Genomic DNA, 22,481 nt, shown 5'->3' with positions numbered 1-22,481 from the left:
ACCTGCCTGTCGTAAAAAGCCGCTTTTTCCTCCAATGTCATTTGGGTAAAGCTGATCTTTCCCAGCCCCGCCCCGGTGAGCACCAGCACGCTGCCTTCATCACCTTTGGCAATATGTTTCACATCGTCTGAAGGCAGCCACCGTTTAGACGCGTAATAATTGAACTTACCATCGTCTTTCAGCATAAAAGCACCTTTGGCAGATCCAAACCACAGCTTTCCGTCTATTTCCGTAATAGCGGTAAGCTCCGTCCATGGCAGCTTCCTGCTCACTTCCCCTTTTTGCTTTCCGGTAGCTGCATCTATAACGATATACCCATTACGGGTACCCGCCACTATATCCTTTCCGCCGTTGGCCAGGGTAAAGCAGGTAATACTGTCTGCGGTAAAGAAGGATGCATAACTTTTATCTGCAGGAGAAAAAGAAAATATTTGTGCGGGAGTAAGCACAAAGAAACGATGCTTTGCGCTGTCAAATATCATATCCAATACCTGTTCGGTGCTTTTGCCTTCCCACAGCACCTGCGTGTTTTTAAGGTATTGCAGGGCGCTGCCATCGGATACCAAAAAATCAAAATCGCTGCCGCCTGCAAAAACCTTAGCGTTAGTAAGGCTGTGTTTTACATACAAGCTGCCGGCCCATGCGTTGCTGAGCACGGCTTTATCATCAAGGTATACCAGTTGGTGCTGGTATATGCCTATGGAGGTAATTTTTTTATCCTTCATGGGGCGGTAAGTATCATCGGGTACCAGTGTTCCGGGATAGAGCATGGCGCCGGAAAAAGGATGCAGCAAACCTTTGGAAGAAAGGATCTGTATAACGCCATTGCGGTCGGCATATGCTTTATATAATACAGTACCGCTGTCGGCTATATTGTATTTAATGCTGTAATCCTGCAGGTAGGGTGCATCGGTATATGCCTGTTCATGCTGGTTTTGTTCCGGCCGTTTCTGCAAACAGGAAACCAACCCCAGGGCAGCTATGCCTGCCGGTAGCCATTTTTTCATTTGCCGTATTTTAGCCAGCTTAATGATGAAGCTTATTTATTGCCTGGCGCACTGATCACTTCTAAGTAACGTGCCATCCAGTAAGGCAGCAGCCATATATCACCTGCGCTGTATTCGTTGGTGCCGTTGCGGCCGCCATTCAGATCAAACCGGTTGCCATTATGCCTGCTGATATCCAGCTCATCGGGCGGTAACACTTCCGTGGTTGTTTGTCCGCGGAAATTGGGCGCTATCAGCTCTATATCTTTTCTTTCGCTGTTGCGCACCGACCAGCCAATCATATCTAAGGGGTATTCCTGTAAGTACCACACAGCCTCTTTCAAATCAAACGCCTTTGCACCTGTTAATGCGGTAAAAATATTCCATGCGCCCTCCTTCTCGGGTCTTTCTATTTCCCAGTGATCAATGATGGCTTCTTTATACTTTTCTTTCAGGGTATCATTAAAAGCATAGCGGTATAAGCCCCAGTAGCCCAGGAAATACATTTCATCGTCTGAATGATTCCATCCTTCCGACAGCATTTTACTCCAGTCGTCGGCATCTTCGGGGGCATGACCAACCTCTTTCATTGGCCGCATCAGGTTTTCAAGGTAACCGTGGTTGTTCATCAGGTCGAAGGCTTTTTCTTTGTATACCTCTTTTTTGGTAAAGTGATAAGCCGTTTGAAGCATGGCGATGATATTGGAAGAATTGATCTTCCTGTCGCCTACATTTTTAGGCCTGGCATTCACATATTCCGGGTTCCATTTGCCCCAAAGCGTGGGTTTACCATCCCAGTCAACCAGGTAAAGATCATTATCAATAACGTGCTGCATCAGCGAATCTATCAGCGCTATGGATTGTGTTTTTATGGACTCATCGTCTACCAGTTCCGCCAAAACAGCGAAAACAAAAATATGGCCGATGGCTTCATCACTGCTGGTCGTGGATTTCCAGTCCCATTCCGGATCGGGAGCGGGTATCCATCTTTCCGGATCGTGGAGCCTGTATCCCTTCCTTTCATAAGACCGTGCAGGAAATCCTTTTACGGGATTAACGGAGTAAAGCCTTTCCATAGCATCCAGCGATTCGCGGCAGTTTTGTAATGCCTCGGGTGATTTGGTAACTGCATAGCGGAAGGCTTCTGCGCCAAGATACATGGAGGTCCATAACCCATCGTTATCGGAATCTTCCATATGACCGGTACCAAGGTCCCCATCTTTCATGCCCGAAAGTGTGGCATTAAACCCGTTGCGCATATGCCTGAGTCTCACCTGCCTGTCGTAAAAAGCCGCTTTTTCCTCCAATGTCATTTGGGTAAAGCTGATCTTTCCCAGCCCCGCCCCGGTGAGCACCAGCACGCTGCCTTCATCACCTTTGGCAATATGTTTCACATCGTCTGAAGGCAGCCACCGTTTAGACGCGTAATAATTGAACTTACCATCGTCTTTCAGCATAAAAGCACCTTTGGCAGATCCAAACCACAGCTTTCCGTCTATTTCCGTAATAGCGGTAAGCTCCGTCCATGGCAGCTTCCTGCTCACTTCCCCTTTTTGCTTTCCGGTAGCTGCATCTATAACGATATACCCATTACGGGTACCCGCCACTATATCCTTTCCGCCGTTGGCCAGGGTAAAGCAGGTAATACTGTCTGCGGTAAAGAAGGATGCATAACTTTTATCTGCAGGAGAAAAAGAAAATATTTGTGCGGGAGTAAGCACAAAGAAACGATGCTTTGCGCTGTCAAATATCATATCCAATACCTGTTCGGTGCTTTTGCCTTCCCACAGCACCTGCGTGTTTTTAAGGTATTGCAGGGCGCTGCCATCGGATACCAAAAAATCAAAATCGCTGCCGCCTGCAAAAACCTTAGCGTTAGTAAGGCTGTGTTTTACATACAAGCTGCCGGCCCATGCGTTGCTGAGCACGGCTTTATCATCAAGGTATACCAGTTGGTGCTGGTATATGCCTATGGAGGTAATTTTTTTATCCTTCATGGGGCGGTAAGTATCATCGGGTACCAGTGTTCCGGGATAGAGCATGGCGCCGGAAAAAGGATGCAGCAAACCTTTGGAAGAAAGGATCTGTATAACGCCATTGCGGTCGGCATATGCTTTGTATAGTGCAGTACCGCTGTCGGCTATATTATATTTAATGCTGTAATCCTGCAGGTAGGGCACATCGGTATGTGTAGTTTGATGATCAGCGTCTTTTTTTTGTGAACAGGAAAAAAGAGAAGTGGCTGCGATGAATGTAAACAATAAATACTTTCTCATTGAAATAACGGTAAAAGTGAATGAATGATGTAACCCGAAGGCTTGTTTTCCGGTCTGGCAAGGGTTTTTTTCAAAAAGGTCAGGTGAATAACGGGTAAGAGAACAGGCGCTGGCTTTGATACTCATACGTTGCGGCAACGCGCTGGCGGATGTGGTAAAAAACAATTTTAAACTTATCTTTCCTGCTCATATATATGTATAAAGCATCTGCATATGAAAAAAATAATACTTGTCTTGTTTTGCTGTGCAGCCGCCCTGGGCGTATGCGCCCAGCAAACGTTTCCGGTAAATGGCGTAGCCGATGACCGCAGCGGAACCTATATTTTTACCAATGCCACTATTGTGCAGGACGCGCAAACTACCCTGCAAAACGCTTCCCTGCTTATACAAAAGGGAAAGATCATAGCCGTGGGTAACGCTGTTGCTATTCCCAAAGATGCTGTTGTGGTAGATTGTAAGGGAAAGTATATTGTTCCTTCATTTATAGATATGTACAGCGATTATGGCATGCCTCTGCCGCAAAGCGCCACGGGAGCATTTAGTTACAGCGCCCCTACCCGGTTAACTTCAAACACAAAAGGCGCCTATGGATGGAACGAGGCCATTAAGGCCGATGCGGATGCCGCCGCTTTGTTTGTTACAGATAACGATAAGGCAAAAGACTTTCGCGCTATAGGTTTTGGCGCAGCGCTAACCCACCGCAAGGATGGCATCGCCCGCGGAACGGGAGCATTGGTAGCGCTGGCAGATAAAAAAGAAAACCTTGTTATCATAAAAGAAAAAGCATCGGCTCATTATGCTTTCAGTAAAGGCACATCCACTCAAAGCTATCCTACCAGCTTAATGGGCGCCATTGCTTTATTGCGGCAAACCTACCTGGATGCGGCCTGGTATAAAAATAACCCGGCCGCCGAAGGTGTAAACCTGAGCCTGCAGGCATGGAACAATAACCAGCCGTTGCCACAGGTGTTTGATGCCGGCGACAAATGGGCCGATATAAGGGCAGACAGGATAGGAGATGAATTTGGCGTACAATATATTATTAAAGGAGGCGGTAATGAATACCAGCGGATAAAAGAAATGGCGGCTACCGGGGCAGCATTTATTTTGCCTGTTAACTATCCGCAGGCAATGGATGTGGAAGATCCGGACAATGCCCGCTTAGTTTCATTAAACGATTTAAAGCACTGGGAGCTGGCGCCGGTAAATGCCGCCGCTTTTGAAAAAGCCGGGATTACTTTTTGTTTAACCCCTGCCGGTTTAAAAGACCCCAAACAATTTTTGCCTAATATCCGTAGCGCTATTGATAACGGGCTGAGTGAACGGAAAGCATTAGAAGCGCTGACTAAAACACCTGCAACGCTCCTCGGCGTTTACAACAAAGTGGGCAGCATTGAAGCTGGCAAGCTGGCCAATTTCCTTATTACTTCGGGCCCTGTTTTCCACGAAAAAACTATCGTATATCAAAACTGGGTGCAGGGTGAAAAGTATACGGTGCAGGATGTGGAGTGGGAAGATATAAAAGGCGTGTATGCGCTTGCATTGCATTCGGCAAAAGGAGAGGTAATATATACGCTGGAGGTTAAAAGCCCTCGTGCCGCCAGTATCATCAATACCGATACCCTGCCGGCAAAATTCAGCTTTAACGGCAAATTAGTAAACCTGAGCTTTACACCCGGCAAAAACGCAAAACCGGTTATACGGCTGAGCGGTGTGGTGAATAAGGATAGTACCTGGAAAGGAAATGGTGAAGATGCGGAAGGGAACGCGTTATTATGGTCGGCGGGCTTTATTAAACCTGCGGTCGGTAAAGCAGACAGCGCACAACATAGCTATGTAGCTCCTCTTGCAAAGATCACCTATCCCTTTGGTAGTTACGGCTGGAATGAATTACCCAAACCGGAGCCCCTGCTTTTTAAAAACGCTACGGTATGGACCGGTGAAGCAGAGGGAAATGTAGCCAATACAGATGTGCTCGTAAAGGATGGAAAGATCGCACAGGTGGGTAAAAATATTTCCGCCGCAGGGGCAAAAATCATTGATGGTACTGGTAAATATCTTACTGCAGGTATTATTGATGAGCATTCGCATATTGCCACGGCTTCCATTAATGAAGGCGCCCAGTCTGTTACTTCGGAAGTGCGTATAGGTGATAACCTGAACCCCGATGATATTAACATATACCGGCAGCTTGCCGGCGGGGTTACCTCTTCCCAGATTTTGCACGGATCGGCAAACACCATTGGCGGACAATCGCACCTCATTAAGCTGCGCTGGGGCGCGGATGATGAGGGATTGAAGTTCAAAGGCGCGGACCCCTTCATCAAATTTGCATTAGGTGAAAATGTAAAACGCACCACCTCATCTGCAAACAACCGCTTTCCCGATACCAGGATGGGTGTGGAACAGGTGCTCGTGGACGCCTTTCAACGGGCAGTGGATTATGAGAATGCATTGAAAAAGGCCTCCGTAAGTACAGCAGGAAAAAAGAAACAGGCGGCAAATCCTTTCGCTAAGGTAAGAAGAGACCTTGAGCTGGACGCGCTGGTAGAGATTATGCATCAAAAAAGATTCATTACCTGCCACTCCTATGTGCAGAGTGAAATAACCTATGCTATGCGGGTTGCCGAAAAATTCGGTTTCCGGATCAATACCTTCACGCATATACTGGAAGGGTATAAAGTGGCGGATAAGATGAAGGCGCATGGCGCAAATGTGTCAACCTTTTCCGACTGGTTTGGCTACAAGGTGGAGGTAACCGATGCCATTGCCTATAATGCGGCTGTTATGCAAAAAATGGATTTGAATGTATGTATCAATTCGGATGACGCGGAAATGGCCCGCCGCCTGAACCAGGAAGCCGCCAAAACCGTAAAATATGGTGGCGTGCCTGAAACGGAGGCATGGAAGATGGTAACCCTTAACCCTGCCAGAGCGCTGCATATTGATGATCGCACCGGGAGCATTAAAGCGGGTAAGGATGCCGACCTGGTATTATGGAGTGACAACCCCCTGAGCATTTATGCCAAACCGGAGAAAACAATAGTGGATGGCATTATGTATTTTGACCTGGAGCGCGACAGGCAACTGCGCGGCGTTATTTCGGCTGAGCGTAACCGTATCATCCAGAAGATGGTGGCAGAAAAGAAATCGGGATCACCGGTAGCCGCGTTTAAACCCAGTACTTATATCACGTTGAGCTGCAACGAAGATCACGGGCACGATGATAATAGCAGCTTGCAGTAGTACCGGTTCCTTTCTTCATTTAAAAAAATCAGGTATGAAAAAAATAGTTTTCCTGGCAGCCATGTTCACTTTCCTGTTTAGCGCCCGGTCGCAGGACAATGTATACCCTGCGAAAGCGTATAAAGGATTATTGTTTATTACTAACGGTACCGTACACGTGGGAAACGGCCGGGTACTTGAAAATGCCACTATAGAAGTGAAGGATGGAAAGATCGTTCGGGTTGGAACCGGTATAGCTATTCCGCTGGGCGATGTAAAGGTTGTGGATGCAAAAGGTAAGCAGGTATACCCGGGGCTTATTCTTCCGCAGAGCGACCTGGGGCTGAAAGAAATTTCGGGCAGTGTGCGTGGGTCCAACGATTACCGGGAGCTGGGCGATATCAATCCAAACGTCCGTGCCATTGTGGCCTACAATGCGGCTTCAACGATGATCAATGTGCTCAAAGCCAATGGCATTTTACTGGCCAATACTGTGCCGCAGGGCGGAACCATCAGCGGCACTTCTTCGGTGGTGCAGTTAGATGCATGGAACTGGGAAGATGCTGCGTATGCAATGGATAATGGTATACATCTTAACCTCCCTTCTTTTTCCACGGCAACTGCAGCTAAACCGGAAGAGGTAATGCGGCAGGCGCTGGAAAAAACAGAAGAGATCAAAAATTTTTTCAGGGAGGCACACGCCTACCTCCTGGAAACCACGCATGCTTCCACCAACCTTAAGCTGGAAGCGGTAAAGGGACTTTTTGATAAAAGCCAGAAGCTGTTTGTGCATGCCGGGCATGTAAAGCAAATGCTGCTGGCCATTGATTTTGTAAAAGAGTTTGGGTTCGATGTGGTAATTGTGGGCGGTGAAGCAAGCTGGCAAATTGCGCCTTTGCTGAAAGAAAATAATATAGCGGTTATATTAAACGCGGAGCACCATCTGCCGGCTACGGAAGATGAAGATTATGACCAGCCCTTTAAAACGCCAGCCATACTGCAAAAAGCAGGGGTATTGTTTTCCCTGAATGACAATGCCAACAATGCCCGGTACCGCAACCTGGCTTTTAACGCGGGCACGGCCGCGGCTTTTGGCCTTACCAAAGAAGAAGCGCTGAGCGCCATTACCTTGAACACCGCGAGAATTTTGGGTATTGACGCCAGAACCGGTTCCATTGAGGCAGGCAAAGATGCTAATATTATAATAAGCGAAGGCGATATATTAGATATGCGCACCAGCATTATAACCCATGCTTTTATACAGGGGCGGCAGACAGACCTTACCAGCAAACAAACACAGCTGTATGAGCGCTATATACAAAAATATGGATTGAACTAAGGGCAGGCACATGCAGCTATTATGACCAAAATACTGTTAAGCACTTTGTAAAGAAAAGTTGATTCAGCAGCCCCTGCATCCATTTTTGTATCTTGCTTCAGGCCGGTCACCGGAGCCGGCAGTTATTTCAACCCCTATGCGTAGCGTTAAGATCATATTATATTCTTTACTGACATTGCTGGCTATTGTGCTGCTGGCTATTTTTTTCTGTAACCGGGCTATTACAAACGCGGCCAGGGGAAAACTGTATTCCACTATTGAAGATATACCGTACAACAAAACGGGGTTATTACCGGGCACATCAAAATACCTGGTGGCAGGTTTTTTAAATCCTTATTATACCTACCGCATGGAGGCAGCGGTTCGGCTGCTAAAGGCGGGGAAGATCACTTACATTATTATCAGTGGCGATAACAGCAGCATTTATTATAACGAACCCGCATTAATGAGGGCGGATTTGCTGAAAGCGGGAATTGATTCTGCCTGTATTTATTCCGACTATGCCGGGTTCAGAACGTTCGATTCCATGGTTCGGCTTAAAGCCATTTTCGGACAGGATTCCGTAACTGTAATTTCACAGCCATTTCAAAATGAAAGAGCCATTTATATCGCTTCGCGGGAAGGCATTGCTGCCATAGGTTTTAATGCAAGAGATGTGAATGCACGCGGCGGCTTTAAAGTGCAGTTCCGGGAAAAATTAGCCAGGGTAAAAGTATTTATTGATTATTTAACGGGTGCTGAGCCAAAATTTCTGGGAGAAAAAGTGAATATTCCCTGAAAGGCTCCGCCGAATATGAAGCCTTTTTATGATGAGCACTTATGCCTCGAATTCCAGCAGCCCGCAGGCGGGCCGATTTACGAATACAATTCAAAATAGCCACGAATACACGAATATTTAATGTGTTTTGATAGATTTATTCGTGTATTTGTGGCGTAATACATACCCTGGCAGATGTAATACGAGATCAATTGGCCAATTAACTTTTACTCTACCCAATCTGCTATAAAAATATTGGTATCTCTTGTGCCGCCATTATTACGGTTACTGCAAAAAGCAATTTTTTTACCATCGGGAGAAAACATGGGGAAAGCGTCGAACCCTTTGTCGCGGCTTATTTTCTGCAGGTTGCCGCCATCTCCGTTAATGGTATACAGGTTAAAAGGAAACCCTCTTTTGTATTCGTGGTTGGAGGCAAAAATGATGTGTTTGCTGTCGGGCATAAAAGCGGGCGCCCAGTTGGCTTGTCCGTATGCTGTAATTTGCCGGGCATTGCTGCCGTCTGCATCGGCCACCCAAACTTCCATATTGGTAGGCGCCACCAGGCCTTCGGCAAGCAGCTCCTTATATTCTTTTACTTCCGCTTCTGTTTGGGGACGGGAAGCCCGCCAGATTAATTTTTTGCCATCGGGGCTGAACCACGCGCCGCCATCATATCCTATTGTATGGGTAACTCTTTTTTCCTTTCCCGATTTCAGGTCCATTATATAAAGCTCAAGATCGCCATCTTTATCGCTGGTATAGATCATTTTTTTGCCATCGGGTGAAAGGGTGGCTTCTGCATCATAGCCTTTCGCATGGGTAAGCTGCTTTACGATATTTCCATCCAGGTCGGCCATAAAAATATCATAACTGTTATATAAAGGCCAAATGTACCTGTTGCCGTATTTTTTCCGGTCGGGTATAGGCGGGCAGCTATCGGCCGCCAGGTGCGTAGATGCGTAAATAATATGCTTGCCATCTTTGGTAAAGAAGGGGCAGGTGGTTCTTCCTTTGCCTGTGCTTACCAGCTTATATTCGAACTTTTCACCGGCGTGCCGGGGCACTTTGCCAATAAATATCTGGTCGCAGTTCAATCCTTCCTTAGGGTTAGTACGCTGAAATACAAGATACTTACTATCATAGCTCCAGTATGCTTCAGCGTTGTCGCCGCCAAAAGTAAGCTGTTGTATATTTTTAAAATGCTTTTCTTCAGGGTAATGCACGGTGTCGGTGAAAGGCCGAAGCTGAGCCATTGCCGAAATAAGGTCTGTTGGAACGTTTAAAGGAACTGGTGCAACATATGCGGTTCCGGCGAATGCTGTTGTAAGCCATATCAGGGCGGTAAAGATGCCTTTGCGTTTTTTGCTCATTATTGTTGTTTTATTTGCTGCTGCAAAGATACGCCGGGATATGGCAAAAAATAAGCCCCGCAAACAGGCGGAGCTTTCGCTGTGTTAGTGATCAACATTTATTGCTTTTGTATAATAAGTCTGTGGGGTATAGGTGCGGCAATATCATTTGCATCAAAAGCAGCCTTTACAGATTCCTGTACACCAAAATATACATCCCAGTAATCAGACTGCGTAGTATAAGGACGAATGGCCAATGTTGTCATGCCGTCTCCTATTTTCAATACACTTACTTCGGGCTTGGGATCTTTTAATACTTTCGGATGCTTTAACATGGCTTCAATGGCTACGGTGCGTGCTTTTTCTACAGGTACATCGAGTGCTATAGCCAGGCTCAGATCAACCCGCAGGTTACCATGCGTATTAAAATTGGTAATTACTCCGGTTGAAAGCGGTCCATTGGGCAGTATAACGGTTTTATTATCGGGTGTAAGCAAGGTAGTATTAAATACACCCTGGTCTGTAACGGCTCCGGTTGCGCCCTGTGCCTCAATAATATCACCTATTTTAAAGGGTTTGAATATCAGCATCATAACTCCGCCTGCAAAATTACCCAGCGTGCCATTCAGCGCAGAGCCGATAGCAATGCCTGCACCAACAATTAACGCCGCGAACGAGGAGGTATTTACGCCCAGTATCCCAAAAATAGTAATGACTAATAAAACCTGACAGGTAATCTTAAAAAAGGAAACCAGAAAGGATTGGAGGGAATGATCAAACTTACGTGTAGTGAGGGTTTTGCGAAGCAGTATACCCAGTCGGCCAATGATCCAGTTGCCGATAAGGAAAAAAATGATCGCTCCCAGGATCTTTGGCGTGTATGCAATGGCCAGGTCAATAAATTTTGAGGCGATGTTGGTTCCTTTGCTCAGCAGGTCATCAGATTGTAAGAGGAAATATCTCATATGCAATCAATTTTATATTCTTACAGACGTTGCCTGTATAAGATGAGTTGCATATAAGAAGAAGCGAAGTAAAAAAAATGCCGTTAAGTATTCAATCCTCCGCAAACACTGATCGTCTGTCCGGTTATATAGCTGCTCCAGTCGCTTGCCAGGAATAATGCCACATCCGCAATATCTCCTCCCGTGCCAAACCGGCCCAGGGGAATACTGCTTTTGTATTTATCTGCGGCATCGCCTTCTTTCAGATATCCGGTCATATCGGTTTCAATAAAGCCGGGGGCTATGGCATTACAGCGGATATTACGGCTGCCCATTTCTTTGGCAATGCTTTTGGTGAACCCGATAATGCCCGCCTTGCTGGCCGCGTAGCTGCTTTGCCCGGCATTACCTGTAATGCCAATAATAGAGCTCATATTGATGATGCTGCCGCTCTTCGCTTTCATCATAGGGCGGATAACCTGTTTGGTCATGTTGAATACACTCCGGAGATTGGTATTGATCACTTCATCCCACTGGTCGGGCGACATGCGGAGCAGCAGGTTGTCTTTTGAAATGCCGGCGTTATTTACGCAAATATCAACGGATCCGAATGCTTTAAGCACATCATTCACCAGCGTTTCACTTTGCGCAAAATCGCCCGCATTGCTTTGATAGGCTTTTGCGTTTACACCAAGCGCCTGCAGCTTTTCCTGCAACGCGGCGGCTTTTTCGCTGCTGCTGTTGCTCACGTAGGTGAAGGCAATATGCGCGCCGTGTGCCGCAAGCTTTAGTGCAATGGCTTCCCCGATGCCACGGGCGGCGCCGGTTACAATAGCTACTTTGTTGTTGAGTAGTTTCATGAATATTACTGAATTATTGCTGCAAGATAACAGAAAGAATATAAAATTGTGTGGCTTCCGCTGTCACGTATTATAATTTGAACCGGAGGATTTCTTCAATAAGCGTTCGTTCATTGCTCAGTCTCGGCACTTTATGCTGACCACCCAGCTTGCCCTTGCTTTTCAGCCATTCATTAAATAATCCTTTAGGCATCATGTGAAGCAGGGGCAGGTGAAGGGCAATGTCTTTATAGCGCTTTGCTTCATAATCGCTATTGATGCTTTGCAGCGCTTTGTCTAATTCAAAGGTAAAATGATCCAGACTGGCAGGTTCCTTATCAAACTCCACCAGCCATTCGTGTGCGCCATTTCCATTATCGCTGAAGTAAACAGGGGCGGCAGTATAATCATTTACAATGGCGCCTGTTTTTTCGCAGGCCATGGAAACTGCTTTGTCGGTATTATCTACAATCACTTCTTCACCAAAAGCATTGATAAAGTGCTTTAAGCGCCCGGTTATTTTAATGCGAAAAGGGTACAGGGTAGTAAACTGTATGGTGTCGCCCAGCAAATACCGCCACAGCCCTCCGTTGGTGCTGATCACCGGGGCGTAATTTTTACCGGTTTCTACAGCTCTCAGTCCTATGGTTTGCGGATCTTTTTTTCCATATTCCTCAATGGGCATAAATTCCATAAACACGCCGTGATCCAAATACAGCAGCATACCCTCTTCTCCCGGCTTATCCTGCGCAGCAAAAAATCCTTCGCTGGCATTGTAGCTGTCTATATAGTAAATGTCCTTTCCTATTATTTTTCTGAACTGCTCGCGGTAAGGGGTAAACGAAACGCCGCCGTGAATGTACAGTTCCAGCGATGGCCATACTTCGGCAATGCAGCTTTTACCTGTTATTTCCAGTATTCTTTTAAAAAGCACCAGCGTCCATGTGGGTACGCCTGAAATGGAAGTAACGTTCTCTGTAATAGTGGTTTCGGCCAGCTTTTCAATTTTGGTTTCCCATTCATCCATCAGGGCAATAGACAGCTCAGGCGTACGGATCCATTGTCCCCAGGCAGGAGAATTTTGCAGAAGCACAGCGCTCAGGTCGCCATAATGGATCTCCTCATTTAGCTGGTTTATCGTATGGCTGCCGCCAATGACTAGCCCCTTACCCGTTAACAGGTCCGAATCGGGATTGAAATTATAATACATGGTAAGCGTATCCTTGGCGCCTTTATAGTGGCAGTCTTCTAAGCTTTCTTCGCTTATGGGAATGAACTTGCTTTTATCGCTGGTAGTACCGCTGCTTTTGGCAAACCAGCGGATAGGCGTATTCCACAAAATATTTTCTTCACCATCCATCATACGCTGTATATAAGGTTTCAGGTCGTCGTACTCGTGTACGGGTACTGCCTTTTTAAAGTCGCGTGTAGAAAATAAGGAAGAAAAATTGTACTTGCGGCCGAACTCCGTATACTGTGCCGAGGTAACCAGGTCCTGCAGTACCTCCCGCTGTGATGCTATAGGGTGTTGTACCCATGCTTCAATACGCCACAGGCGCATACGGGCCAGTTGCGATATGGTTGTGCTTAATATTCCCATTGAATTTCAGCAAAATAAAGCATTTACGATAAATGAGAAAGTAATTCTTTGCAGCGATTATTCACCCGCCATTTCCCTTAAAATATTCATTATAGCAATTACTGGTGGCTTTTCGTAATTGCTCCGGGTTATGGTTTTTATATCTTTATGCGAAACAGTATAAAATATCAAAGCGGATAGGCTACATTGTGCTTGTCGCAGATTTCAACTCTATATAGAAAATGAACAGCCACGAGATAGAAAATAACGTAAAACGCATTTTTGAAAACTTTTCAAAAGAGAACTTTCTTTTTGACCTGCTTTTGGCCTATGGTATTTCCAAGACTTCCATTACGCGGCTAAAAAATGGTGATTTCAACCTTTCAAAAATAGAAGGTGAAATACTGTACAAAAAAAAGATATTCTTCAAAAAGGAAGAGACCAAAAAATTGCTTAGCTCCATTGACACTATTTCAAAGCAGGAACGAATAGGGAAGCATACGCCCCGTTTCGCGATTCTTACTGATTATAAAACGCTGGTAGCAAAAGACCTGAAGCTGGGGAAAAACTTAGACATTCCCATTGAGGAATTACCCAGGTATTTCAATTTCTTCTTACCGCTTGCAGGCAGTGAAGTGTATCATTCTACCAACGACAATGAAGCCGACCGGAATGCAGCCTACAAGATGGCACAGTTATACGATTTGCTGATTAATGAAAATCACGACATATACCATTCCAAAGAAAGCGTACATAACCTGAATATCTTCCTGTCAAGGTTATTGTTCTGCTTCTTTGCGGAGGATACGGAAATATTTGAAGAAGAAAGCATTTTTACCAATACGTTGGTGCAGCATACGGCCGAAAACGGAAGCGATACCCATTTGTTTTTGAACCGGCTTTTTGAAAGACTGAATACCGAAAGCGGCAAAGGTTTTTCGAATTATCTGGCCAAATTCCCTTATGTAAATGGCGGCTTGTTTAAAGATAAAATTGATTCACCAGTTTTTACTGCCAAAGCACGAAAAATATTGGTTGAACTGGGCGAACTGAGCTGGAAAGATATCAACCCCGATATTTTCGGCTCTATGATACAGGCGGTGGTGATACCCGAATACCGCAGCGACCTGGGCATGCACTATACTTCAGTGCCCAATATTTTAAAGCTCATTAAACCCCTGTTTCTGGATGAGTTGTATGAGGCATTTGAAAAGCATCAAAATAATGCCACGCAGCTAAGAAAGCTGATTGCCCGCATTGCCAATATCAAATTTTTTGACCCGGCCTGCGGCAGCGGTAATTTCTTAATTATCACCTACAAAGAGCTGCGGGTGCTGGAAATAAAAATCATTCAGCAGCTTATTGCTTTAGAAAAAATACCGTTGTTTACCGATGCTTTTACAAGTTCTATCGGCTTAAACCAGTTTTATGGAATAGAATTAGACGACTTTGCCCATGAAATGGCCATCCTCTCACTTTGGCTGGCGGAGCACCAGATGAACCGGGTATTTGATGAGCGCCTGGAAGGCTATGGAAAAAGCAAACCCATTTTGCCCCTGAAACAGGCTGGTAAAATAGTACAGGGCAACGCTGCCCGTGTAGATTGGAAAGACGTTTGCCCGATTGGAAAAGAAGATGAGGTGTATATCATAGGTAATCCACCTTATTTTGGGGCAAGGTTGCAGGATAAAGAACAAAAAACGGATATGGCTATTGTATTCCACGGGATTAATGGATACAATAATATGGACTATATCTCCTGTTGGTTTTACAAAGCAAAAGATTACATAGAAGCGCTTAATGCAAAAGTAGCCTTTGTAACTACCAATTCAATTTGTCAGGGTGAGCAAGTAGCTTTGCTTTGGCCACATCTTATTTCCGATAAAATTGAAATTGGATTTGCTTATCAGTCTTTCAAATGGTCCAACAATGCCAAAGGCAATGCAGGTGTTACCGTAATTATTCTAAGTTTTCGTAACGCTTCAAACGAGGAAAAGTTTTTGTTTGCAGGAAATATTAGAAAAGAAGCTAAAAACATAAACCCTTATTTACTGGATTATGCCAATATTATTATTACAGGAAGAAGTAAGCCAATTTCTAAGGTTGCTGAAATGAGTTTTGGAAATATGCCAAATGACGGAGGATTTCTGCTGTTAGAAGAAGATGATGCGGCAAGACTAAAAAACGAGAAATCAAGAAAGTTTATTAAATCATTTATCGGAAGTTCCGAATTTCTTAAAGGAAACCAGCGTTATTGTTATTGGATACATGACAATCAAGTTGAGGAAGCTATACAGGTTGCAGAAATATCAAATAGAGTCGATTCCGTTAGAGAATATCGATTAAACAGCAGTCGCGAAGCTACACGAAAATTAGCGGTATCAGCACACAAATTCGGAGAAATTAGGCATCAATATTCGGATGCAATCCTAGTTCCAAGGCACTCTTCTGAGAACAGAGAGTATATACCATTAGGTTTTTATAACGGCGATACTATTATCGCAGATTCTGCAATGGCAGTTTACGATGCCCAGCCCTGGCTTTTTGGTGTTATCCATTCCAAAATGCACATGGTTTGGGTACGCGCTGTAGGCGGCAAGTTAGAAGAAAGATTGAGGTATTCAGCCAGGCTGTGTTACAATACATTTCCCTTCCCCGATATTAGCACTAAACAAAAGGAAAACCTAAACCTGTATGTATTTGCCATTTTAGATGAAAGAGCCAAACACCCTGAAAAAACAATGGCACAGCTTTACAACCCCGGTACAATGCCCAAAGGTTTAAAACAGGCACACGAAGAATTGGATAGAGCCGTAGAGCAATGTTACCGCTTACAACCATTTACTTCAGATACGGAGCGGTTGGAGTATTTGTTTAAAATGTATGAGGAGATGACAAAGAAAGATACGCTGTTTGCGAAGCAGAAGAAATCCCGAAAAAAGAAAGAGACGCAATGACAGACATACTCAACAGGCTATTGACTTTATCTGCCGAAAATGAGGTGGTAGAGTTTAAAGAAGCAAAGACCCAATATGACAAAGACAAATTGGGGCAATATTTTTCTGCGTTAAGCAACGAAGCCAACTTAAAAAACACAGAAAATGCATGGTTGGTATTAGGCGTAAAAAACGACAGGACGATTGTTAGCACTATCATCAACGACAACCAACTGAATGAGTATAAAAACGAACTGGCACAGCATACCAGTCCACGGCTGTCATTTGATAAAACAGAGCGAGTAGAAAAAGACGGCAAAACGGTAATCCTTTGTAAAATACCTGCTGCACCCCAGGGGCAGCCTGTTTCATGGAAAGGACATTACTATGGCAGGAACGGGGAAAGTTTGGGTGCATTAAGCGACAGGGAGTTTGACATTATCCGCATGCAAAACAAAGCCTTTGACTGGTCGGCACAAATAATTCATGCCGCCACCCTTGCCGATCTTTCAAAAGAAGCCATTGATTTTGCCCGGAAGCAATACATTGAGAAAAACAAAAAGAATGGGCAGGAAATCCTGCAATGGGATGACGACACTTTCCTTAACAAAGCCAAAGTAACCATACAGGGTAAAATAACCCGTGCGGCAATTTTATTGTTGGGCAAACCGGAATCAGACCATTTTATCAGTCCTGCACAGGCTAAAATAAGCTGGATATTGCGGGATAAAGACAATATTGAAAAAGACTATGCTCATTTTAGTTGCCCGCTTATACTGGCAGTAAACGAAGTGAAAGACAAAATCCGTAACCTTAAATACAGGTACATAAAAGATGATAGTCTTTTCCCAGATGAAGTTGATCAGTTTGACCCTTATATCATTCGTGAGTCCTTAAACAACTGTATTGCCCATCAGGATTATACGCTGAACGGGAAAATAAATGTAGTGGAGCGGGAAGATGCTATGCTTACCTTCAGCAATGCCGGCTCATTTATACCGGAATCGGTAGAGCGTGTAATAAAATCGGATGCGCCTGAATCAAGGTACCGTAATCCGTTTTTGGCCAATGCCATGCTCAATTTAAATATGATAGATACTACAGGAAGCGGTATAAAAAGAATGTTCGTTATTCAGCGAAAAAAGTTTTTCCCTTTACCCGATTATGACCTGAGCAAAAACAAAGTGCAGGTAACTATCATAGGCAGGGTGCTGGACATGAAATACGCCATCAAACTGGCACAAATGCCTGACTTGTCGCTGGGTGAAATTATTTTGTTAGATAAAATAGTTAAAAGTAAAAGCATCACCGATGATGAAGCAAAGGGGTTAAAAGTAAAAGGGTTGATCGAAGGAAGAAAACCAAATTACTATATCTCATCTTCCGTAGCCGATGTAACCGGAGAAAAAGCCACTTATATTAAGCAGAGGGGATTTAAGGACGAACATTATAAGCGGATGATATTGGAATATATCCGGCAATATGGTCATGCATCAAAAAAAGACATTCATGAATTAATTTTGGATTTACTTCCATCAGTTTTAGATAAAAAGAAGAAAGAGAATAAAATCAGGAATATTGTATATGCTATGTCAAAAAAGGATAAAACGATTGAAAACCAGGGAACCAAACGTAATTCTGTATGGGTTTTAAGTTTATCTAAAAAGGACAATTAAAAAATTAGATAAAATTAGATAAAGTTTAGACAAAGAAATAATTTAACTTCTTGATAATCAATGTGTTGGTTTTTGTAATTTAGATAAACAAAGCAGGGGTTTTTAAAAATTTTAAAGGAAAGAGCAATGCCAGACCTGATAAAAGTAGAATATAACCAAACCGGCAAAAGCAAAAAGACCAATGAGTACGGCATGCGTGAAATGCAAGAAAAAGCTTTCGCGGCCCGAACCGCGCAATATCTTTTGATAAAAGCCCCGCCCGCTTCGGGGAAATCGAGGGCGCTGATGTTCATCGCCTTAGACAAGCTGAAGAACCAGGGCATTAAGAAAGCAATTGTTGCGGTTCCCGAAAAAGCAATCGGGGCCTCCTTTAGCTCAACCGGGTTGAAGCAATACGGTTTTTTTGCCGACTGGAATCCCCATCCGAAATATAACCTGTGTACCCCCGGTTCAGAGAAAAGCAAAGTATCAGCATTTCTCGGATTTCTGGAAAGCGATGAACAGATTCTGATATGCACCCACGCTACACTTCGCTTTGCTTTTGATGGATTAGACGAAAAAAAATTGAACAATACTGTGATTGCCATAGATGAGTTTCACCACGTATCGGCAGACGGAGATAATCGTTTGGGCGAAGTAATGAAAAACATAATGGCAAACTCAAATGCCCATATTGTAGCAATGACCGGTTCTTATTTCAGGGGAGATAACGTGCCGGTGCTATTGCCCGAAGACGAAGCCAGGTTTACTAAAGTTACTTACAACTATTATGAGCAGTTAAACGGATATGAATACTTAAAATCGTTAGGAATAGGCTATCATTTTTATACGGGCAGGTACTTTAAAAAACAGCCTGACAGACCGGTGTAGGCTTTGGAAGAGATTTTAGATGAAAACAAAAAAACGATTATTCATATACCCAATGTAAACGCTGCCGAATCATCAAGAGAGAAGTACGAAGAGGTAAACCACATTATTGACGTTTTGGGCGACTTAGATTATCAGGATGAACAAACAGGCGTGTTATATATAAAAAGCAAACGTTCCGGGAAAATGCTGAAAGTTGCCGATTTGGTAAACGATAATCCAAAATCGAGAGATAAAATAACGGCTTATTTAAGAGAGGTAAAAGCTCCCGAAGACATTGATATCATCATTGCTCTTGGGATGGCAAAAGAAGGTTTTGACTGGCCTTATTGCGAGCATGCGCTAACGATAGGTTACAGGGGGTCATTAACCGAGATTATTCAGATAATAGGCAGGGCTACCCGGGATAGCAGTAATAAAACACATGCGCAGTTTACCAACCTGATTGCCCAGCCCGATGCAGAAAACGGGGAAGTGAAAGTAGCAGTAAACAATATGCTGAAAGCCATTACGGCATCGTTACTAATGGAACAGGTGTTAGCGCCCAATTTCAAATTTAAACTCAAAAGTGATGACAATGATGACGAAGAAAGTGATGATAAAGACGAGCACACCATTAAAATAAGAGGCTTCAAGCTGCCTACTTCACAAAGAGCCAAAGATATTATTGAAACCGACCTGAACGATTTAAAAGCAAGAATTTTACAGGACGACCAGATGTTGAAAGCCATGCCGGGAAATGTAGAGCCGGAAGTGATAAACACGGTACTGATCCCCAAAATTATTCGAGAGGTTTATCCTGATTTAAGCGAAGAAGATGTGGAAGCGGTAAGACAGCACGTAGTAGTGGATTCTGTTATAAAAAACAGTATCATAGAAATACAGGGGGATAAAAAATTTATCAGGATGGCAGGCAGCTTTGTAAATATAGACGATATACACATTGACCTGATAGACCAGGTAAATCCATTTCAAAAGGCATTTGAAATTTTATCAAAATCTGTCACTACCCAGGTGCTGAAACTGATTGATGAGCATATTCAATCCATTAAAATAGAAATGACTGAGGAAGAAGCTATTTTACTCTGGCCCAAAATAAAGGAATGGAGAGAAAAAACCGGAGAAGCCCCTGATATTCGTTCTTTTGATCCCAAGCAGCGAAGAATGGCAGAAGCTTTAATATTTTTGCGTGAGCTAAAAAGACAAAGGGCATTGAATGAGCAGTAACAAAAAAATATCGTTGGACGATATCTTTAATGATGACGATTTTGGCTTGTTAGATTCAAAAGCCAAAGTCTCAAATATCAAATCCGAGGAGGACAGGCTTATTGATTCTTTTGAAGAAATCAATACCTTTTTCGACAAAAACGGCAGGGAGCCGAATGCTTCCAGTATGTCTGAATATGGGTTTTTGGCAAAGCTGAAAAACTTTAGGCAGGACGAGCAGAAAAAAAGAATCGTAAAACCATTTGACAGGCACAATCTTTTAGGTGAAGTAGAAATGGAAAAACCTTCTATTGATGATATATTGAATGACGATGATTTTGGCTTATTAGATACAGGCAAAGACCTGGCTATTTTTAAGTATAAGCATATTCCTAAAGAGGAAGAAAGGGCCGAAGCGGATTTTGTAGCACAACGAAAACCAATGAAGGAGAAGGATTTTAAGCCCTATGAGGAAATGTTCCAAAAAGTACACCAGGAAATCAAAGAAGGAAAGCGAAAGTTATTACCATTTTATAGCCTGGAAAAAAATTTAAAACCCGGGAACTTCTATATTGTGGATGGCGTGATGCTTTATCTCGAATCAGCAAATTTAGACGAGAAGCTAAGAGGAATAAATACAGGCAATAGAGTTCAAATGGATGGCCGTACAAGAACTATTTTTGAAAATGGAACATATAGCAATATGCTATATCGGTCCTTGGGCAAGCAAATTCAAAATAGCGGAAAGCTGATAACCAATACCTATGAATCAATACAAGATGAGTTTTTTGATAACGAAAGTTGGGTAAAAGAGGAGGATATTCAAACAGGTTGGATTTACGTTTTGAAATCCAAATCAACCCATCCTGAAATAGCAGCTATTAAAGATCTGTATAAAATTGGCTTTTCCACTACTGCGATTGAAGAACGGATAAGAAATGCTAAAAGCGAAGCAACCTATTTATTTGCAGATGTAATAAAAGTTGCCAGCTACGCCTGTTATAACCAGAATGCTGATAAATTAGAACAACTGCTGCACCGGTTTTTTGCTTCAGCTTGCTTAAATATTGATTTATTTACTGAACAAGGACAACGGCTAATGCCAAGAGAATGGTTTGTAGTGCCGTTTGAGGTAATTGAAGAAGCTATACGGCTTATCTTAAATGGAGAGATCATCAAATATAAATATGATACAGAGAATGGGGAGGTTGTTGAAAAATAGAGAAAAATTATAATGCTTTTGTCTCCCAAAAAGAGAGTATAAAATGGTAGTAAAATAAAACGCAATCATCGATTCTTCCTTTTTACTCACTCCCCGGGCTCCACTGCCGGAAATTCTCCCATCGCTTTTATGGCCTCCTCGTGCAAATAATCCTTGCGTTTCAATTCAAAATTCCTTCCTAAGTAAAGCCGTCGCACCTGGTCGTCTTCGGCCAGCTCTTCTGCGGTACCATGCTTAAATATCTTTCCGTCAATAAGCAAATAGGCCCGGTCGCAAATAGAAAGGGTTTCATTTACATTGTGGTCGGTGATCAAAATACCGATGTTCTTGTATTTCAGCCGGGCAACCACCGCCTGTATATCTTCCACGGCTATCGGGTCAACGCCCGCAAAGGGTTCATCTAATAAAATAAACTTGGGGTCAACGGCAAGAGCGCGGGCTATTTCCGTTCTGCGTCTTTCTCCGCCACTGAGGGAGTCGCCGTTGTTTTTACGCACGTGATGCAGGTGAAATTCATCTAACAGGTCTTCCAGCTTCCTCTTTTGTTCGGCTTTGCTCAGCTTTGTTATTTCCAGCACAGCGGCAATATTATCCTCCACGCTTAGCTTGCGAAACACCGATGCTTCCTGCGGCAGGTAGCCAATACCCATCTGCGCTCTTTTATACATCGGCAGTTTGGTAATATTCCTGTCTTCCAGAAACACCTCTCCCTCATCCGGCTTTATGAGGCCCACCACCATATAAAAAGTAGTGGTTTTTCCGGCGCCGTTTGGGCCCAGCAGGCCTACTATTTCCCCTTGTTTTACCTCTACCGACACCTGGTTTACCACCGTGCGGCTGCCATACTGTTTTACTAAATTGCTGGTATGTATAGTAATGCTCAAGTTGCAAACATTTGCGGCAAAAATACAGGATAGCCGCTAATTGCTGTGTATTCCGGTGTATTCTTTAACAGGTATTTGGAAGGAAGGCTTTTACCCCTGCAGGAGATACGCTGCTTCCCGGTTTTACGCTGCTGTTTTCTAAATGCCTCCTTTAAACTATGTTTGCAAACTATTTTGATCATGCACAGTTAAAACAATGAAAGTTACAGAACACCTGCGCCAGGCTAAAGGAACATTGGTATCTTTTGAAATATTACCTCCCTTAAAGGGCAAAACCATTAATTCTATTTACGATCACTTAGATCCGTTAATGGAATTCAAGCCTTCATTTATTAATGTAACCTATCACCGGGCAGAGCATATCTTTAAGAAAAAGGCCGACAGCAGCTTTGA

Annotated in this window: 16 protein-coding genes; 9 read left to right on the top strand and 7 right to left on the bottom strand. The window is 43.8% G+C overall.

Annotation, left to right across the window (positions count from 1 at the left end):
- Both PLE34_RS19385 and PLE34_RS19380 read right to left on the bottom strand, forming a co-directional pair.
- On the bottom strand, nucleotides 1–1,007 hold a 1,007-nt coding region (locus PLE34_RS19385), incomplete at its 3' end, for a ligand-binding sensor domain-containing protein (protein WP_324559662.1).
- Between the two features lie 32 nt (nucleotides 1,008–1,039).
- Nucleotides 1,040–3,262 carry a ligand-binding sensor domain-containing protein gene (locus PLE34_RS19380; RefSeq protein ID WP_324559660.1) on the bottom strand — a complete coding sequence of 741 codons (2,223 nt, stop codon included), beginning with the start codon at nucleotides 3,260–3,262 and terminating at the stop codon, nucleotides 1,040–1,042.
- 213 nt (nucleotides 3,263–3,475) lie between these two features.
- On the opposite strand from PLE34_RS19380, the gene PLE34_RS19375 reads away from it, so the two are divergent.
- The 3 genes from PLE34_RS19375 to PLE34_RS19365 all read left to right on the top strand — a co-directional run bounded on the left by PLE34_RS19375 (nucleotide 3,476) and on the right by PLE34_RS19365 (nucleotide 8,604).
- On the top strand, nucleotides 3,476–6,508 hold the full coding sequence (locus tag PLE34_RS19375) for an amidohydrolase family protein (protein WP_324559658.1): 3,033 nt from the start codon (nucleotides 3,476–3,478) through the stop codon (nucleotides 6,506–6,508).
- 34 nt (nucleotides 6,509–6,542) lie between these two features.
- Nucleotides 6,543–7,826, top strand: coding sequence for an amidohydrolase family protein (locus PLE34_RS19370; RefSeq protein ID WP_324559656.1), 1,284 nt, complete (start codon nucleotides 6,543–6,545; stop codon nucleotides 7,824–7,826).
- A 136-nt stretch (nucleotides 7,827–7,962) separates the two neighbouring features.
- The gene (locus tag PLE34_RS19365) at nucleotides 7,963–8,604 is read left to right on the top strand and encodes a SanA/YdcF family protein (protein ID WP_324559654.1); all 642 of its coding nucleotides are present in this window, start codon (nucleotides 7,963–7,965) and stop codon (nucleotides 8,602–8,604) included.
- Nucleotides 8,605–8,810: 206 nt separating this feature from the next.
- On the opposite strand, the gene PLE34_RS19360 is transcribed toward PLE34_RS19365, so the two are convergent.
- The 4 genes from PLE34_RS19360 to PLE34_RS19345 form a co-directional block, all read right to left on the bottom strand.
- Nucleotides 8,811–9,956, bottom strand: a complete 1,146-nt coding sequence (locus PLE34_RS19360; protein WP_324559652.1) for a TolB family protein — start codon at nucleotides 9,954–9,956, stop codon at nucleotides 8,811–8,813.
- 98 nt (nucleotides 9,957–10,054) lie between these two features.
- Nucleotides 10,055–10,900, bottom strand: a complete 846-nt coding sequence (locus tag PLE34_RS19355) for a mechanosensitive ion channel family protein (RefSeq protein ID WP_324559650.1) — start codon at nucleotides 10,898–10,900, stop codon at nucleotides 10,055–10,057.
- A gap of 83 nt (nucleotides 10,901–10,983) precedes the next feature.
- Nucleotides 10,984–11,739: a 3-oxoacyl-[acyl-carrier-protein] reductase gene (fabG, locus tag PLE34_RS19350; RefSeq protein WP_324559648.1), complete on the bottom strand. Its 756-nt coding sequence runs from the start codon at nucleotides 11,737–11,739 to the stop codon at nucleotides 10,984–10,986.
- Between the two features lie 70 nt (nucleotides 11,740–11,809).
- A complete protein-coding gene (locus PLE34_RS19345) occupies nucleotides 11,810–13,318 on the bottom strand; it encodes a GH3 auxin-responsive promoter family protein (RefSeq protein WP_324559646.1) in 1,509 nt (502 codons plus the stop codon).
- 221 nt (nucleotides 13,319–13,539) lie between these two features.
- On the opposite strand from PLE34_RS19345, the gene PLE34_RS19340 reads away from it, so the two are divergent.
- The 5 genes from PLE34_RS19340 (at nucleotide 13,540) to PLE34_RS19320 (ending at nucleotide 21,204) form a co-directional block, all read left to right on the top strand.
- Entirely contained in the window at nucleotides 13,540–16,254 is a 2,715-nt protein-coding gene (locus PLE34_RS19340) for a DNA methyltransferase (protein ID WP_324559644.1), read from the top strand.
- Nucleotides 16,251–17,909, top strand: a complete 1,659-nt coding sequence (locus PLE34_RS19335; protein WP_324559642.1) for an RNA-binding domain-containing protein — start codon at nucleotides 16,251–16,253, stop codon at nucleotides 17,907–17,909. Before PLE34_RS19340 ends, PLE34_RS19335 begins: the two co-directional genes overlap by 4 nt.
- Nucleotides 17,910–18,035: 126 nt before the next feature.
- Nucleotides 18,036–18,779: a DEAD/DEAH box helicase gene (locus PLE34_RS19330; RefSeq protein WP_324559640.1), complete on the top strand. Its 744-nt coding sequence runs from the start codon at nucleotides 18,036–18,038 to the stop codon at nucleotides 18,777–18,779.
- A 3-nt stretch (nucleotides 18,780–18,782) separates the two neighbouring features.
- Nucleotides 18,783–20,003: a DEAD/DEAH box helicase gene (locus PLE34_RS19325; protein ID WP_324559638.1), complete on the top strand. Its 1,221-nt coding sequence runs from the start codon at nucleotides 18,783–18,785 to the stop codon at nucleotides 20,001–20,003.
- Nucleotides 19,993–21,204, top strand: coding sequence for a GIY-YIG nuclease family protein (locus tag PLE34_RS19320; protein ID WP_324559637.1), 1,212 nt, complete (start codon nucleotides 19,993–19,995; stop codon nucleotides 21,202–21,204). The genes PLE34_RS19325 and PLE34_RS19320 overlap by 11 nt, the downstream gene beginning before the upstream one ends.
- Nucleotides 21,205–21,290: 86 nt before the next feature.
- On the opposite strand, the gene lptB is transcribed toward PLE34_RS19320, so the two are convergent.
- Nucleotides 21,291–22,088: an LPS export ABC transporter ATP-binding protein gene (gene lptB, locus PLE34_RS19315; protein WP_324559635.1), complete on the bottom strand. Its 798-nt coding sequence runs from the start codon at nucleotides 22,086–22,088 to the stop codon at nucleotides 21,291–21,293.
- Between the two features lie 196 nt (nucleotides 22,089–22,284).
- Between lptB and PLE34_RS19310 the strand changes: the two genes are divergently transcribed.
- A partial coding sequence (locus tag PLE34_RS19310; protein ID WP_324559633.1) for a methylenetetrahydrofolate reductase occupies nucleotides 22,285–22,481 on the top strand: 197 nt, incomplete at its 3' end.

It is taken from the genome of Agriterribacter sp. (assembly GCF_035445465.1).
Classification (GTDB): Bacteria; Bacteroidota; Bacteroidia; order Chitinophagales; family Chitinophagaceae; genus Agriterribacter.
The sequence above is the reverse complement of the archived record's forward strand: the minus strand, read 5'-3'. Positions and strand labels throughout refer to the sequence as shown.